Annotated in this window: 14 protein-coding genes; 8 read left to right on the top strand and 6 right to left on the bottom strand. The window is 66.8% G+C overall.

The annotated features are described in order from the left end of the window. Positions 1–42 precede the first annotated feature (42 nt). Positions 43–1,254, top strand: coding sequence for an O-succinylhomoserine sulfhydrylase (gene metZ, locus ACILR9_RS06605; RefSeq protein WP_395709112.1), 1,212 nt, complete (start codon positions 43–45; stop codon positions 1,252–1,254). Next, on the top strand, positions 1,254–1,865 hold the full coding sequence (locus tag ACILR9_RS06600; RefSeq protein WP_395709111.1) for a TenA family protein: 612 nt from the start codon (positions 1,254–1,256) through the stop codon (positions 1,863–1,865). The genes metZ and ACILR9_RS06600 overlap by 1 nt, the downstream gene beginning before the upstream one ends. Positions 1,866–2,007: 142 nt before the next feature. Here ACILR9_RS06600 and ACILR9_RS06595 read toward each other — a convergent pair whose 3' ends face one another. After that, positions 2,008–2,454 carry a MarR family winged helix-turn-helix transcriptional regulator gene (locus ACILR9_RS06595; protein ID WP_395709110.1) on the bottom strand — a complete coding sequence of 149 codons (447 nt, stop codon included), beginning with the start codon at positions 2,452–2,454 and terminating at the stop codon, positions 2,008–2,010. An 80-nt stretch (positions 2,455–2,534) separates the two neighbouring features. On the opposite strand from ACILR9_RS06595, the gene ACILR9_RS06590 reads away from it, so the two are divergent. From ACILR9_RS06590 to folE, 3 genes are all read left to right on the top strand, one after another. Beyond that, a complete protein-coding gene (locus tag ACILR9_RS06590) occupies positions 2,535–3,008 on the top strand; it encodes a PaaI family thioesterase (protein WP_395709109.1) in 474 nt (157 codons plus the stop codon). A gap of 94 nt (positions 3,009–3,102) precedes the next feature. Beyond that, on the top strand, positions 3,103–3,495 hold the full coding sequence (apaG, locus tag ACILR9_RS06585; RefSeq protein ID WP_395709108.1) for a Co2+/Mg2+ efflux protein ApaG: 393 nt from the start codon (positions 3,103–3,105) through the stop codon (positions 3,493–3,495). An 11-nt stretch (positions 3,496–3,506) separates the two neighbouring features. Beyond that, on the top strand, positions 3,507–4,133 hold the full coding sequence (gene folE, locus ACILR9_RS06580; RefSeq protein WP_395709107.1) for a GTP cyclohydrolase I FolE: 627 nt from the start codon (positions 3,507–3,509) through the stop codon (positions 4,131–4,133). Positions 4,134–4,282: 149 nt separating this feature from the next. On the opposite strand, the gene ACILR9_RS06575 is transcribed toward folE, so the two are convergent. After that, entirely contained in the window at positions 4,283–4,729 is a 447-nt protein-coding gene (locus ACILR9_RS06575; RefSeq protein WP_395709106.1) for a hypothetical protein, read from the bottom strand. Between the two features lie 506 nt (positions 4,730–5,235). Here ACILR9_RS06575 and argE point away from each other — a divergent pair. Genes argE through ACILR9_RS06560 form a run of 3 tightly spaced genes read left to right on the top strand, consistent with a single transcriptional unit; the run spans position 5,236 to position 8,662 of the window. Then, a complete protein-coding gene (gene argE, locus ACILR9_RS06570; RefSeq protein ID WP_395709105.1) occupies positions 5,236–6,405 on the top strand; it encodes an acetylornithine deacetylase in 1,170 nt (389 codons plus the stop codon). Between the two features lie 31 nt (positions 6,406–6,436). Next, complete coding sequence (locus ACILR9_RS06565; protein ID WP_395709104.1) at positions 6,437–7,444, top strand: S1/P1 nuclease; 1,008 nt, start codon at positions 6,437–6,439, stop codon at positions 7,442–7,444. Positions 7,445–7,483: 39 nt separating this feature from the next. Next, entirely contained in the window at positions 7,484–8,662 is a 1,179-nt protein-coding gene (locus ACILR9_RS06560; protein ID WP_395709103.1) for a hypothetical protein, read from the top strand. A 115-nt stretch (positions 8,663–8,777) separates the two neighbouring features. Here the strand turns inward: ACILR9_RS06560 and ACILR9_RS06555 are convergent, their stop codons facing one another. From ACILR9_RS06555 to ACILR9_RS06540, 4 genes are all read right to left on the bottom strand, one after another. Beyond that, on the bottom strand, positions 8,778–10,286 hold the full coding sequence (locus ACILR9_RS06555) for an ABC transporter substrate-binding protein (RefSeq protein ID WP_395709102.1): 1,509 nt from the start codon (positions 10,284–10,286) through the stop codon (positions 8,778–8,780). Between the two features lie 79 nt (positions 10,287–10,365). Beyond that, on the bottom strand, positions 10,366–11,328 hold the full coding sequence (locus ACILR9_RS06550; RefSeq protein ID WP_395709101.1) for an Hsp33 family molecular chaperone HslO: 963 nt from the start codon (positions 11,326–11,328) through the stop codon (positions 10,366–10,368). Next, positions 11,325–12,266, bottom strand: a complete 942-nt coding sequence (gene argF, locus ACILR9_RS06545; protein ID WP_395709100.1) for an ornithine carbamoyltransferase — start codon at positions 12,264–12,266, stop codon at positions 11,325–11,327. Before argF ends, ACILR9_RS06550 begins: the two co-directional genes overlap by 4 nt. A gap of 6 nt (positions 12,267–12,272) precedes the next feature. Further along, a complete protein-coding gene (locus ACILR9_RS06540; RefSeq protein WP_395709099.1) occupies positions 12,273–13,478 on the bottom strand; it encodes an aspartate aminotransferase family protein in 1,206 nt (401 codons plus the stop codon). Between the last annotated feature and the right edge of the window lie 139 nt (positions 13,479–13,617).

Raw genomic sequence — 13,617 nt, 5'->3', positions numbered from 1 at the left:
CTTTTCGTTTGCGCAGGTCGGCGCAGGCGTCAGGAGGGAGCGATGGACGGAACGATCTCGAACAAGCGGGCGCGGGCGGATCAATCGGCGTGGCGGCCGCAGACCCGGGCGGTGCGTGGTGGCCAGCTGCGCAGCAATTTCGACGAGACCTCGGAGGCGCTGTATCTCACCTCGGGCTACGCCTACGCGAGCGCCGAGGAGGCCGAGGCCACCTTCAAGGGCGAGAGCAGCCACTACCAGTATTCGCGGTTCGGCAATCCCACCGTGACCATGTTCGAGAACCGGCTGGCCGCGCTCGAAGGCGCCGAGGCCTGTCGCGCCACCTCGACCGGCATGTCGGCGGTGTTCTTCGCGTTGCTGGCGCTGCTCAAGGCCGGCGACCGCGTCGTCGCGGCGCGCCAGCTGTTCGGCTCGTGCCATTACATCGTGGCCGATCTGCTGCCCAAGTACGGCGTCGAGAGCGAGCTGGTCGATGGCGGGGATCTCGCGGCCTGGGAGAAGGCCCTGTCGAAGCCGACGCAGGCGGTGCTGTTCGAATCGCCGTCCAACCCGATGCTCGATATCGTCGACCTGACCGAGGTCTGCCGGCTCGCCCACAAGGCCGGCGCCAAGGTCGTGCTCGACAATGCCTTTGCCACGCCGATCCTGCAGCGGCCGCTCGAATGGGGCGCCGATATCGTCGTGCACTCGGCAACCAAGTACATCGACGGCCAGGGGCGTACCCTGGGGGGCGCCGTGCTGGGCTCGCGCGAGTTCATCCTCGACAAGCTGCAGCCGATCATCCGCAACACCGGCCCCTCGCTCAGCCCGTTCAACGCCTGGGTGCTGGTCAAGGGCCTGGAGACGCTCGGCCTGCGCGTCGAGCGCCATTGCGCCAACGCCGCGCGCGTCGCCGACGCGCTGGCCGGCCACCCCGCCATCTCGCGCGTGCTCTATCCAGGCCGCAGCGATCATCCGCAGCATGCGCTGGCGGCCAAGCAGATGTCGGGCTTCGGCGGCGTCGTGACCTTCGATCTCAAGGCCGGCAAATGGGCGGCCTTCGAGACGCTGAATCGCCTGCAGCTGGTCGACATCTCCAACAATCTCGGCGATGCCAAGAGCCTGGTCACCCATCCGGCGACCACGACGCACATGCGCATCGGCGCCGCCGAGCGCGCCAAGCTCGGCATCGGCGACGGCACCGTGCGCATCTCGGTCGGCCTCGAGGATGTCGAGGACATCATCGCCGATCTGATGCAGGCGCTCGGCGGCTGATGTCGCTCGCAAAGACGCTGTGGCAGGACAATTCCGATCTTGCCACGCGCATCCTGGGCCATGGCTTCGTGCGTGGACTGGCCGACGGCTCGCTGCCGATCCACTGCTTCAAGGGCTACGTCGCGCAGGATGCCTACTTCCTCGAATCGTTCGCCCGCGCCTATGCCTTCTGTCTCGCCTACAGCACCGAGCGCGAGGATCTGCAGACTTTCGCCGACCTGATCGCCGGCGTGCGCGCCGAGCTGGAGCTGCACAAGAGCTACGCCCAGCGCTGGCAGGTCGATCTGTCGGCCGTCAATCCCCTCCCGGCGACCAACGCCTATGTCGTCTTCCTGATGCAGACCGCGGAGCAGGGCGATCTCGGCGAGACCGTCGCCGCCCTGACGCCGTGCATGCGGCTCTACGCCTATCTCGGCCGCTCGCTGCAGACGCGCGACGTGGCGCCGCTCTATCGCGAATGGGTCGAGACCTATGCCGACCCCGACTTCGAGAAGCTGGCGGCGCGACTTGAGGCCCTGCTCGACCGCCATGCCGGCGACACCGCTCCGGTGCGCGCCAACTACCGCCGCGCCATGGAGCTCGAGCACGGTTTCTTCGACGCCAGCCTTTGACGTCTCCTCCCCAGCGTCTTCGCTGGGGAGGTGTCGCCGTCTTACGGTGACGGAGGGGTCATGGGCCATCGAACCGTGATTCATGACCCCTCCGCCCCGTATGACGGGGCACCTCCCCACTACGTGGGGAGGAGAAGACAACCTACAGCGCCGCCAGGCGCTCCATCGACTGGTCGAGCGCACCGTGCAGCTCGCTGGTGAGCTTGGCGCCCATGGCGTCGCGCACTTCCTGCTCGGCGGTGACCCACAGCGGCAGGGCACGCTTGAACAGGGCGCGGCCGGCCGCCGTCGCCACCAGCTCGTGCCGGCGCCTGTCGCCCGACGCGGCGCGTTCGACCAGGCCGCCGCGCAGCAGCGGATTGAGGTTGCGCGTGAGCGTGGTGCGATCGGTCGCCAGCAGGTCGGACAGCCGGCCGACCGAGACCGGTCCCTCGGCGAGGACAAAGCCCAGCAGGGAGAATTGCGAGATCTTGAGGCCGGTCGGTGCCAGATGCTGGCTGTAGATCTGGGTCACGCGCCGCGCCGCCCCGCGGATGCGAAAGCAGGTGCAGTCGCGCGGCGACAGGCGGAGCGGAGGCAGGGCCGACATGACGGCAAGACTACTGCCATCGCTTGCTCGGACAAAGGGTCAATGTGTATATGCACGGAAATTGCGAAGGGAGTGGGATCATGGCCGCCGATGCCGGCTTCGGCGTGTTGTCGCTCGACGATGTACGAAGCGTCGACGGGCTCACCCTGTTCAAGGGGGTGATGGACGGCCGCTATCCGGCGCCGCCGATTGCCCGCGCGATCGGCTTCGAGATCTCCAAGGTCGATCTCGGCGAGGTCGTCTTCACCTACACACCGGTCGCCGATCATCTCAATCCGCTGGGCAGCATCCATGGCGGCATCGCCGCGACCATGCTCGACGGCGTCATGGGCTGCTGCATCCACACCATGCTCAAGGCCGGCGTCGGCTACACCACGCTCGAGATCAAGGTGAACTATGTGCGCGCCATGACCGAGAAGACCGGCAAGGTGCGGGCCGAGGGCAAGGTCATCAATGTCGGCTCGCGCATCGGCACCTCGGAAGGCCGACTCTACGATTCGAACGATCGCCTGCTGGCGCACGGCACGACGACCTGCCTGATCTTTCCGATGTGATGAGCCAGCCAAGCTAGAACCTTCAGCCGCTCGGCGAATTTGACCTTTCGTTCGGGACGTCCCATGTCTTTGGATACGCAGGGACTTTCGACACATGTTCTCTTCTACAACCCGTGGCATCCGCGTGACCGTGAAGCCGCAATATCTGCCCGACCAGTCCGATCCGATGAAGCCCCAGTTCGTTTGGGCCTACCATGTCAGCATCGAGAATGGCGGCGACGTCACGGTGCAGCTGCGCAGCCGGCACTGGAAGGTGACCGACGGGCTGGGGCGCATGCGCGAGGTCCGCGGACCGGGCGTGGTCGGCAAGACGCCGGTGCTGCGGCCCGGCGACAAGTTCGAGTACACTTCCGGCACACCGCTCTCCACGCCATCCGGCTTCATGGGCGGCAGCTATCAGATGGTGAACGAAGCAGGCGAGAATTTCGACATCGAGATTCCGACCTTCTCTCTCGACACGCCCAACGTCGATCGCCGGCTCAATTGAGGGGAGTGAGCATGAACAGGATTCTGAAGAAGAGCGACCTTGTGTCAGCCGCCACCGGCCTTACCCGCCCGTCGCGCGAGGAAGCCGAGGCGGCGGTGCGCACGTTGATCCGCTGGGCCGGCGACGATCCCGAGCGCGAAGGGCTGGTCGGCACGCCCGATCGCGTGGTGCGTTCATACGAGGAATTCTTCCGCGGCTATGACGAGGATCCGCGCGAGATGCTGCAGCGGACCTTCGAGGAGGTCGAGGGCTACGACGAGGTCGTGATGCTGCGCGACATACGGCTGGAATCGCATTGTGAGCACCACATGGTGCCGATCATCGGCAAGGTCCATATCGGCTATCTTCCCGACAAGCGCGTGGTCGGCATCAGCAAGCTCGCACGCGTGGTCGATGCCTACGCCTTCCGGCTGCAGATCCAGGAGAAGCTCACGGCGCAGATCGCGAATACCTTGCAGGACGTCCTGCAGCCCCGTGGCGTCGCCGTGGTCATCGAAGCGGCGCATCAATGCATGACGACGCGTGGCGTGCACAAGTCGGACGTCGCCATGGTGACCAGCCGCATGCTGGGCGCCTTCCGCGACAACGGCGATACGCGCCGCGAGTTTCTCACCATGATCGGCCGGACGACGGTCTAGCAACGCGCGGTCTCTGCGGCTGGCTGGTGGTCCAAAGGGCCGGAGGGGGAGGGCCACAGTCGAGATCAATGTCATTCCGACGTCGGAACTCATGAATCGCGACTGCGGCTCTCCCCCTCCGCCCCGTATGACGGGGCACCTCGCCCCGATTACGGGGGAGGTGAACGCACCCACTGCGGCAGCAACTCGCGGATCTCGTCGAGCATGCTGGGCACGCCGAAGGGCACGATCAGCAGCGCGTCGTCGAACCCCAGGTCGGCGATGCGGCGCAGGCGGTCGCGGGCTTCGGGCTTGCCGCAGACCAGCGTCGTCCTCGCATGGGCGATCAGCGGATGAGCCGGCGGATCGGGGCGCAGGTCGGTGAAGACGTTGGCGAGGAGGGCGCGCTTGCCGCCGGCCTTGCGGAACATGTCGAGGCCCACCGGCAGGTCGTCCAGCGAGGCGTAGATCCCAGAGGCGATCCAGCCCGCGCACTGCCCGGCCGCGAGGTTGATCCAGCGCGGGCTGCGCCAGGCGCCGAGATAGACCGGTGGACCGCCTTCGGTGCCCGGCCAGACGGAAAGCGCGGGACCATGGACCGGCTCGCCTGCCCACACCAGAAGCCCAGCGCCTCGACGCGTTGCGCGAAGGTGATGGCGTGTTCGAAAAGGCCGGTGACCTCCTGGGCGGTCGGGATGGCGACGATGCCGAATCGCATGGCGGCTCCTCGATGGTTTGTCCTGCTCCGGGGCGGGCATTTGCATCTGGAATAAGCCAGATACTGCAAGGTCTTGGGAAAGGGATTCGGCGGCAGGGCCCGGCGCGGTCGCCGCCACCCATAAGCGCTAACTTTGGTCGAAGACCCACCAAAAACCTCATCCCGAGCAAGCTCCCCTCCTCGCCCTTCGAGATGCCGCGCTGTGCGCGGCTCCTCAGGGTGAGGAGGGGAGCGCGTCGAAGGACGGGCCGCTCCTCAGGGTGAGGTCCCTTTGTAAGGTAGCGCCTATGCGCCGCCACCCCCGGCAGCCGCAGGCCTGCCACCCTCGGCCTCTTCTTCCCTTTGCCATGGCTCTGCCGTAGGACAGACAAGGCGACACACGTAGACGGGGAGCGTTCGCGTATCATGGCAGGAGAGATCGTCGGATCGGTCGAGATGCTGCGCCGGCTGGTGGCGTTCGACACCACCTCGCGCAATTCCAACCTGGCGCTGATCGAGTACGTGCAGCAATACCTCGCCGACCACGGCGTCGGCTCCAAGCTGGTGCCGAGCGAGGACGGCAAGAAGGCCAACCTCTTCGCCACGGTCGGGCCGATGGTGAAGGACGGCGTGGTGCTGAGCGGCCATACCGACGTGGTGCCGGTCGACGGTCAGCCGTGGGACACCGATCCCTGGACGCTCGCGCTGAAGGACGGCAAGTATCACGGCCGCGGCACCTGCGACATGAAGGCGTTCTACGCCGTCGGGCTCGCCATGCTGCCCGAGTTCACCAGGGCGCCGCTCAAGAAGCCGATTCACTTCGCGCTGTCGTACGACGAGGAGGTCGGCTGCGTCGGCGCGCATTCGCTGGCCGCGCGCATGGCGGCCGAGGTGCCGCGCCCGCGCGCCATCATCATCGGCGAGCCGACCATGATGACGGTGGTGCACGCCCACAAGGGCGCGCAGATCTACATCACCAAGTTCACCGGCTTCGAGGCCCATTCCTCGATGACCCACCTCGGCGTCAGCGCCATCCATTTTGCCGGCGAATTCGTCCACTACCTCAACACGGTGCAGGACGAGCTCGACGCCAAGGCCCCGAAGGACAGCGAGTTCATGCCGGCCGCCGCGACCTTCAATGTCGGCACCATCACCGGCGGCACCGCGGGCAACATCCTGGCGCGCGAATGCGAGGTGCTGTGGGGCTATCGCGAGCTGCCGTCCGAACCGATCGATGCGCTGGGCAAGCGTGCGCTGGCCTGGCTGGAGCACGAGCTGCTGCCCAGGATGAAGGCGAAGCATCCTGCCGCCGAGATCAACACCGTGCTGCGCTCCTCGACGCCCGCCTTTTCGCCCGAGGGCAACGACGAGGCCAAGCGCCTGGCAGCGACCTGGTCGGGTTCCAACACGGTGGGCAGCGTGGTTTACGGCACCGAGGCCGGCATCTTCCGCAAGACGCTGGGCGTTCCGACGGTTGTCTGCGGCCCGGGCGATATCGCCCAGGCCCATCAGCCCAATGAATTCATCCTGGCCTCGCAGATCGACGCCTGCGAAGGCTTCATGCAGCGTATGATGGAATGGTGCTGCCGCGACTGACGCGGCGCCGCCGTTCCGGGAGGTTGGTCCCGTGCGATGGCTCTGCCTGTTGCTGCCACTCCTGTCCCTCCCGATCGTGGCGCGGCCCGCCTGGTGCTGGGATCCGCCTGGCCACGAGCTGGTCGGCGCTGTCGCCGACCGGTTGCTGACATCAGATGCGCGCCGTCACGTCGAGCAGCTGCTCGGCTACAACCTCGAGACGGCGTCCAAGTGGGCCGACTGCGTGCGGTCGGTCGAGCGCCGCCCCGACGGCAGCTTCGTCTACGATGCCACCACCCGCTATCAGCACTGGTGCGAGGGCTTCATGGCGCCGGCCGAGGTCGCGCGCATGGAAGACTACGTGAAGCGCAACTGGAGCAACTGTCAGGGCCCAGGCGCCGGCCACGGCTGCCACGAGACCTACCACTTCACCGATATCGACGTGCAGCGCGGCGCGTACGGGAAAGGCTTCGCCGGGGCCAGCCCGCACGACGTCGTGGGCGCCATCGACGCGGCGATCGACGTGCTGGAAGGGCGCGCCGCACCGCCGCCCTTCTCGATCCGCGACAAGAAGGAGGCGCTGCTGATGCTGGCGCACTTCGTCGGCGACCTGCATCAGCCTCTGCATGGCGGTGCGATCTATCTCGACGCCGAGGGCAGACCGGTCTCTCCCGGCCAGCCGGGCGTCGGCGGGGCGGATATCAGGACCAAGGGCGGCTCTGCCATCAGGATCGGCGACAAGAACCTCCATGCGATGTGGGATGCGGTGCCGGACGGCTGGAGCCTTGCCACGCAGCCCGACCTGCTGGCGCTGGCGCGCGAGGTGCCGAAGACTCAGGGACCGCTCGCGTCGTGGCCGGAGCAGTGGGCGAGCGAGAGCGTGCGGCAGGCGGCGAGCGCCTTCTCCGGCGTCTCGATCGGCGCCCGGCAGGATGGCGTCTGGCCGGCAAAGCTCGCCGATCCGGCCGCCTATGAAGCCAGCGCCGAGCGCATCAAGCGCCGGCAGATCGCGCGCGCTGGGGCCCGGCTGGCCGCGGTGCTGAATGCGCTGTGGCCCTGACAGGCGTACGATCCAGTCCACTTCGGGGGAGCAGACCTCATGAAGGGTAACGACGCTACCGCCGCTGCCCAGATCGAGACCATCACCCTCCTCGTGCTCGGACCGATGCGGCAGGTGCAGGACGGACACATCGAGGTCGAGGATCGCACCGCCGGCTTGAAGGTTCTGGTCGAGCATATCGCCCGGGATCTGGAGCCGGAGGCCGGGCAAGCCGGCCGCAAGGTCGCGGTGATTGCCCCGGAGAACCGCACACGCGCGACGATCGTTCCGGGTGTTCTCGACCTCATCGAGAGCGCCCACCTGGTGGTCCTTGACCTGACGGGCAATCGGGCCAACGTCACCTACGAAGCCGGTATCGTGCACGCGCTCGGCGTGCCCTGCATCATCCTGACCAGCGACCCGCAGCCGCCCTTCTACTTCATCGGCGCCGACTATATCGGCCACTTCCACTACGCCCAGGTCTTCGATGCCGAGCAGGTGACCCATCGGGACCTGCGCGGCTACATCCGCCGTTTCATCGGCGATCCGACACTGTTCTCCGACAATCAGCTCACCGCCTATTTCGAGCTGCCGATCGTCGACATCGCGGGCCCTTCCGGGCTGGCCGCCGGCTACTATCGCAACAGCATCCGCCGCTTCGTGCGCCGGCAGGGCTTCGTCGCGTCGGCGCGCGAGGTCGTCTGGCCGGGGCGGCTTGAGGTCAAGGACGGCATCGAGACGCGGCGGCCGGAGACGCGACCGATGACGGTTGCGCACTACATCGCGGTGCGGCCGCCAGGCAACCTGCGGCAGTCGGCGGGCCATGCCGGCCAGCTCGCCGACGTCCTGAAGCGGCGAGGGCTACGCACCGAATCCGCGGCGCTGCGCAAATTGCCCGACGATTACGCCGACATGCGCGACTTCTTCGGCCAATTCCTGGCGCGCGATACGCCACGCGACGAGCGCGTGGAGTTCATCCAGCCGGGAATTATCGTCGAGATCCCGACCACGCTCTATGCGTTGCCGTTCTCGCCCCGGGTGGCGAAGCGATTGCGACTGGCGCCTCCCGCAAGGGCGGTCGCCGAGACGCGCCTGTTCGCGCAGATGCAGGCAAGCTTCGAGCGCAATCTCGATTTCCTGCTGCATAAGGACCCGGAGGTCGAGGATGCAGGGCCATTTCATTGGACCGACCTTGCGGAGTTGCCTGAGCTGTTGGACAGGCTTGGCGTCCGCGGCTGAGGTGCCGCCGCCAGGCTCCTCCACGGAGCGCTGCCATTTTCACAGCATCATGTTGCGCGCTGCGCGCGCTGGGGATCTCCCACCACGATGGCGGTCGCCGGCGTCGCGCCCCTTGCTACTTCAGCTTCACGCCGACCACGCGCAGCAGGCCGTCAGGCATCGGCTTGAACCCCTCGAGCCGGACGGTATGCGCGATCAGGTACTGCGGATGGTAGAGATAGAGGATCCAGCCGTCGGCCAGGAACTTGGCGGTGAGCGTCTCGTAGATCGCCTTGCGCTGGGCGGGATCGGTCACCGCGCGCGCCTGCTCGTGCAGCTTGTCGACCTCCGGGCTGCAGTACTTGCCCATGTTCTGCGGCGCGCCGCACATCTGATAGATCACCGAGTTGCCGTCGGGATCGATGCGGCCGCTCCAGGTGTTCATGTAGAGCTGGAAGTTGCCATCCTCCGCCTGCTTCAGCGCCGTCGCGACCTCGGTGACGCGGATCTTGAGATCGAAGCCGGCCTCGGCAACCATCGACTGCACCACCTCCGCGACCGCGCGGGTCTCGGGCGTGTTGCTGACCATGAAGTCGATCGGGATGCGGGAGTTGACGCCGGCTTCCTTCAGAAGCGCCTTGGCCTTGGCAAGGTCGCGCTTGGGGACAGGAAACTTCGGCTGATAGTAAAAATTCTGCGGGTTGACCCATTGGTTGCCCGGCACGAACTCGCCGTTGAACACGACCTGGTTCAGGGCCTCCCGGTCGACCGCGAGATCGAAGGCATGACGCACGCGGGCATCCTTGCCGAGCGGGTTGTCGGCCTTGGGGCCGTTGGCGACGTTCACCAGCAGAGCGAACCAGCCGATCGACACCGCCTTGCTGAGCTTGAGCCTGGCATCGTCGCGCACCGTCTTGATGTCGGTGGCCAGCACGCGCTCCATCATGTCGAGGCCGCCCGAGCGGACATTGGCCAGCCGCACCGTGGCGTCGACGATCGGCAGGTAGGTCACCTTGTCGATGAAAACCTGGTCCTTGTTCCAGTAGTCGGCGAATTTCTCGACGACGATGCGGTCCTGCTGGACGCGCTCGACGAACTTGTAGGGGCCGGCGCACACCGGCTTCAAGCCGAACTTGTCGCCGGTCGCCTCGGCCGCCTTGGGCGAGACCATCATGCCGGCACGGTCGGTGAGCTGGGCGAGCAAGGGCGAGAACGGCGTCTTGAGGTTGAGCCTGATGGTCATCGGGTCGACCACCTCGACCGTGTCGACCTGGGCCAGCTCGGGCTTGCGGAACGAACCCTTCATCGTGAGATGGCGGTCGAGGCTGTATTTGGCGGCCGTCGCGTCGAACGCCTCGCCATCATGGAACTTGACGCCGGGCCTGAGCTTGATCGTGACCGCCTTGCCGTCGGCCGAGACCTCATGGCCCGTCGCGAGCTGCGGCACGATGTTGGCCTTCTCGTCGATGTCGAACAGTTTGTCGCACAGCGCCGCGAAGACGATGCGCGCGGTGTAGGTGCGCGATAGCGAGGGATCGAGGACATCAGGATCGTCACCCAGCCCGATGCGCAGGTGGGTCTGGGCGAAGGCATTGCCGGCGGCCAGAAGCAGGGCGAGAACGAAGGCCAAGAATGCGTGTCTCATGGTTCCTCCCTCTTGCAAGACCAGTTCCGATGCGGGCCCCAGCTTTTCCTCCCCCGTCTTACGGGGGAGGAAAATGAACTCATGCTGCGCTGGCGTAGATCCGGTCCAGGTCGCCGTCGTCGTAGCCGTACTCGGTCGAGCAGAACTCGCACTTCACGACGACCTTGCCCGCGCTGTCGCGCAGGTCGCTGAGCTCCTCGCGCTTGAGCGAGCGCAGCACGCGGTCGATGCGGTCGCGGCTGCAGCGGCAGCGCGCGGCGAAAGCGCGGCGGGCGAACACGCGTGGCCGCTCGGCGTGGAACAGCCGCAGCAGCAGGCGGGGGGCGGGCAAGCCGGGGTCGAGCATCTCGGCTTCGGTCGCCGAGGCCATCAGGATGACCGCCTTGCGCCAATCGTCCTCGCGCTGCTCGGGGTCGATATCGAGACGGCCGGCGTCGAACTCGGGCATCTGCTGGACCATCAGCGCGGCTGCCCGCCAGTGGCCCTTGCCGTCGCGCTCGTAGCGGCGCGCCGCGATCTTGATGCCGGTCGGCAGCTGCTCGGACTGGCGGAAATAGGTATGGGCACAGTCGGCCAGGGTGGCGCCCTCGAGCGGCACCACGCCCTGGTAGCGCTCGGTGTGTTGGCCCTGGTCGACTGTGAAGGCGAGCCGGCCGTGGCCGAACAGGCGTGGCACGTAGCCGTCGGGTGCCTCGGCCGAGCCGCCGAGCGCGATGGCGAGCTTCCACGAGTCGAACTGGGCGTAGCCGCGCAGCGCGCCGTCGGTCGTGAGGTCGGTGACCAGCAAGCGCACCGGCCCGTCGCCCGAGATCTGCAGGGTGAAGATGCCGTCGTACTTGAGCGAGGTGGCGAGCGCGGCGCACAGCGTCATCGCCTCGGCGAGCGGCCGCGCCGCCGCCAGCGGGTAGTGGTGGCGCTCGATGATCTCGTCGAGGGAGGGGCCCAGCCGGACCAGCCGGCCGCGCACGCCGAGCGCGTCGAGCTGGAACGGTAGGGCGCTGTCCCAATCGTCGGAAGGCCGGGCTTCCGACGTGGCGCTCACGATAGGCACCAGGCGAGGATGCTCTTCTGGGCGTGCAGGCGGTTCTCGGCCTCGTCGAACACCACCGACTGCGGTCCGTCGATGACGTCTGCCGTCACTTCCTCGCCGCGATGCGCCGGCAGGCAGTGCATGAAGATGGCGTCTTTCTTGGCGTGCTTCATCAGCCGCTGGTCGACCTGGTAGCCGCGCAGGAGGTTGTGGCGGCGCGAGGCGCTCGGGCTGTGCGGATCCTCGTCGCCCATCGACACCCAGGTGTCGGTGACGACGCAATCGGCATTGCGCACGATCGCCTCGGGGTCGTGCCCGATGGTGATGCGCCCCTTCGACTTCTCCGCCCACGCCAGCACGTCGGCCGGCGGCTTGAGCTCGGTTGGGCAGGCGACGCGCAGCTCGAAGTCGAACTGCACGGCGGCGTGGATCCAGCTGGTCGCCATGTTGTTGCCGTCACCCGACCAGGCGACCGCGCGGCCCTGGATCGGCCCGCGATGCTCCTCGTAGGTCATGACGTCGGCCATCAGCTGGCAGGGATGCGTCTTGTCGGTGAGGCCGTTGATCACCGGCACAGTCGCGTACTTCGCCATCTCGAGGAGCTTCTCCTCGACGGTGGTGCGCATCATGATGATGTCGACATAGCGCGACAGCACGCGCGCGGTGTCGGCGATGGTCTCGCCGCGCCCGAGCTGGGTGTCGGTGCGGCCCAGCATGATCGTCTGGCCGCCGAGCTCGCGCATGCCGACCTCGAACGACACGCGGGTGCGTGTCGACGGCTTCTCGAAGATCATGGCGAGCGTCTTGCCGCCGAGCGGCTTTTCGTGTCCGGAGCCGTTGGGCCCGCCATTCCGACGGGCCGTCTTCATCGCCTTGCCGTGATCGAGGATCTGGCGAAGCGTCTTGGGATCGACCTGGTCGAGATCGAGGAAGTGCTTGGGTGCTGCCATGGCCAATTACTCGGCGGCCCTGGCGGCCTCGAACGACTGCGCGGCCTTGCTCAGGATGTCGATGCCCTCGTCGAGCGCGGCCTTGTCGGCGATCAGGGCCGGAAAGACGCGGATCACGTTCTCGCCGGCTGGCGGCACCAGCAGCCCGAGCGACTGCAGGCGGTTCACCATGTCGCCCGCCGGCACCGCTGACGTGCACTGGATGCCCTGCAGGAAGCCCATGCCGCGCTGCTCGGCATAGACCGTGGGGTGCTTCTTCACGAGGCCTTCGAGCTGGCCCTTGAGGTACTCGCCCTTGGTGCGCACAGCGTCGATGAAGCCAGGCTTCAGCAACTCGTCGAGCACGGCATTAGCGACGCCCGTCGCCAGCGGGTTGCCGCCATAGGTCGAGCCGTGCGTGCCCGGGACCATGCCGACCGCCGCCTTCTCGGTCGCCATGAAGGCGCCGATCGGGAAGCCGCCACCCATGCCCTTGGCGATCGCCGCGACGTCGGGCTTCACACCCGACCAGTGGTAGCCCCACATCTTGCCGGTGCGGCCGAAACCGGTGTGGATCTCGTCGTAGAACAGCAGCAGGCCGAACTCGTCGCAGATCGCGCGCAGATCCTTGAGGAACTGCGTGGTCGTGGCGCGGATGCCGCCTTCGCCCTGGATCGGCTCGACGAGGATGCCGGCGGTCTCGTCGTCGATCATGTCGCGCACGACGTTGGTGTTGTTGAGCGGCGCGTGCTTGTAGCCGGGCGCCGGCGGGCCGAAGCCTTCGAGATACTTCTCGTTGCCGGTGGCGGCGAGCGCGTTCAGGAGGCGGCCGTGGAACGCCGCCTGGAAGCAGATGATCTTGTAGCGCTTGGGCTTGCCGTTCATGAACTGATACTTGCGGATCAGCTTGATGCCGCCCTCGATCGCCTCGGCGCCGGAGTTGCAGAAGAACATGGTGTCGGCGAACGAATTCTCGACCAGCCGCTTGGCCAGCTTCTCGCCGTTGCCGATGCGGAACAGGTTGGAGGTGTGCCACAGCTTCTGGCCCTGCTCGGTCAATGCCTTGACCAGGGCAGGATGGCAGTGGCCCAGCGCGTTCACGGCGATGCCCGAGGTAAAGTCCAAGTAACGTCGGCCGTCCGTCGCGTAGAGATAGTTGCCCTCTCCGCGTTCGAACACGACGTCCTTGCGACCGTACGTCGGCATCACAGCCGTAATCACGGCAGTCTCCATCAAAAGAATAACCCGCTCTTCGACCACGGCTCCGGAACGGATAAACCGGGGTTGAGCGGGCGCAGGCACTATCTAACCGGGGTCCGGGTGTGTCAACTTGGCGGCCTGCTCCGCCTTGGCGGCCGCCTTGAGGGTACCC

Origin of the sequence: Reyranella sp. (assembly GCF_044224635.1) — a bacterium.
Classification (GTDB): domain Bacteria; phylum Pseudomonadota; class Alphaproteobacteria; order Reyranellales; family Reyranellaceae; genus Reyranella.
Note: the sequence above shows the minus strand (reverse complement) of the source record. Positions and strands in the feature narration are given on the sequence as shown.

Coding starts and splice junctions, on each gene's coding strand:
- metZ (WP_395709112.1), top strand. CDS start 43: ATGGACGGAACGATCTCGAACAAGCGGGCGCGGGCGGATCAATCGGCG.
- ACILR9_RS06600 (WP_395709111.1), top strand. CDS start 1,254: ATGTCGCTCGCAAAGACGCTGTGGCAGGACAATTCCGATCTTGCCACG.
- ACILR9_RS06595 (WP_395709110.1), bottom strand. CDS start 2,454: ATGTCGGCCCTGCCTCCGCTCCGCCTGTCGCCGCGCGACTGCACCTGC.
- ACILR9_RS06590 (WP_395709109.1), top strand. CDS start 2,535: ATGGCCGCCGATGCCGGCTTCGGCGTGTTGTCGCTCGACGATGTACGA.
- apaG (WP_395709108.1), top strand. CDS start 3,103: ATGTTCTCTTCTACAACCCGTGGCATCCGCGTGACCGTGAAGCCGCAA.
- folE (WP_395709107.1), top strand. CDS start 3,507: ATGAACAGGATTCTGAAGAAGAGCGACCTTGTGTCAGCCGCCACCGGC.
- argE (WP_395709105.1), top strand. CDS start 5,236: ATGGCAGGAGAGATCGTCGGATCGGTCGAGATGCTGCGCCGGCTGGTG.
- ACILR9_RS06560 (WP_395709103.1), top strand. CDS start 7,484: ATGAAGGGTAACGACGCTACCGCCGCTGCCCAGATCGAGACCATCACC.
- ACILR9_RS06555 (WP_395709102.1), bottom strand. CDS start 10,286: ATGAGACACGCATTCTTGGCCTTCGTTCTCGCCCTGCTTCTGGCCGCC.
- argF (WP_395709100.1), bottom strand. CDS start 12,266: ATGGCAGCACCCAAGCACTTCCTCGATCTCGACCAGGTCGATCCCAAG.
- ACILR9_RS06540 (WP_395709099.1), bottom strand. CDS start 13,478: ATGGAGACTGCCGTGATTACGGCTGTGATGCCGACGTACGGTCGCAAG.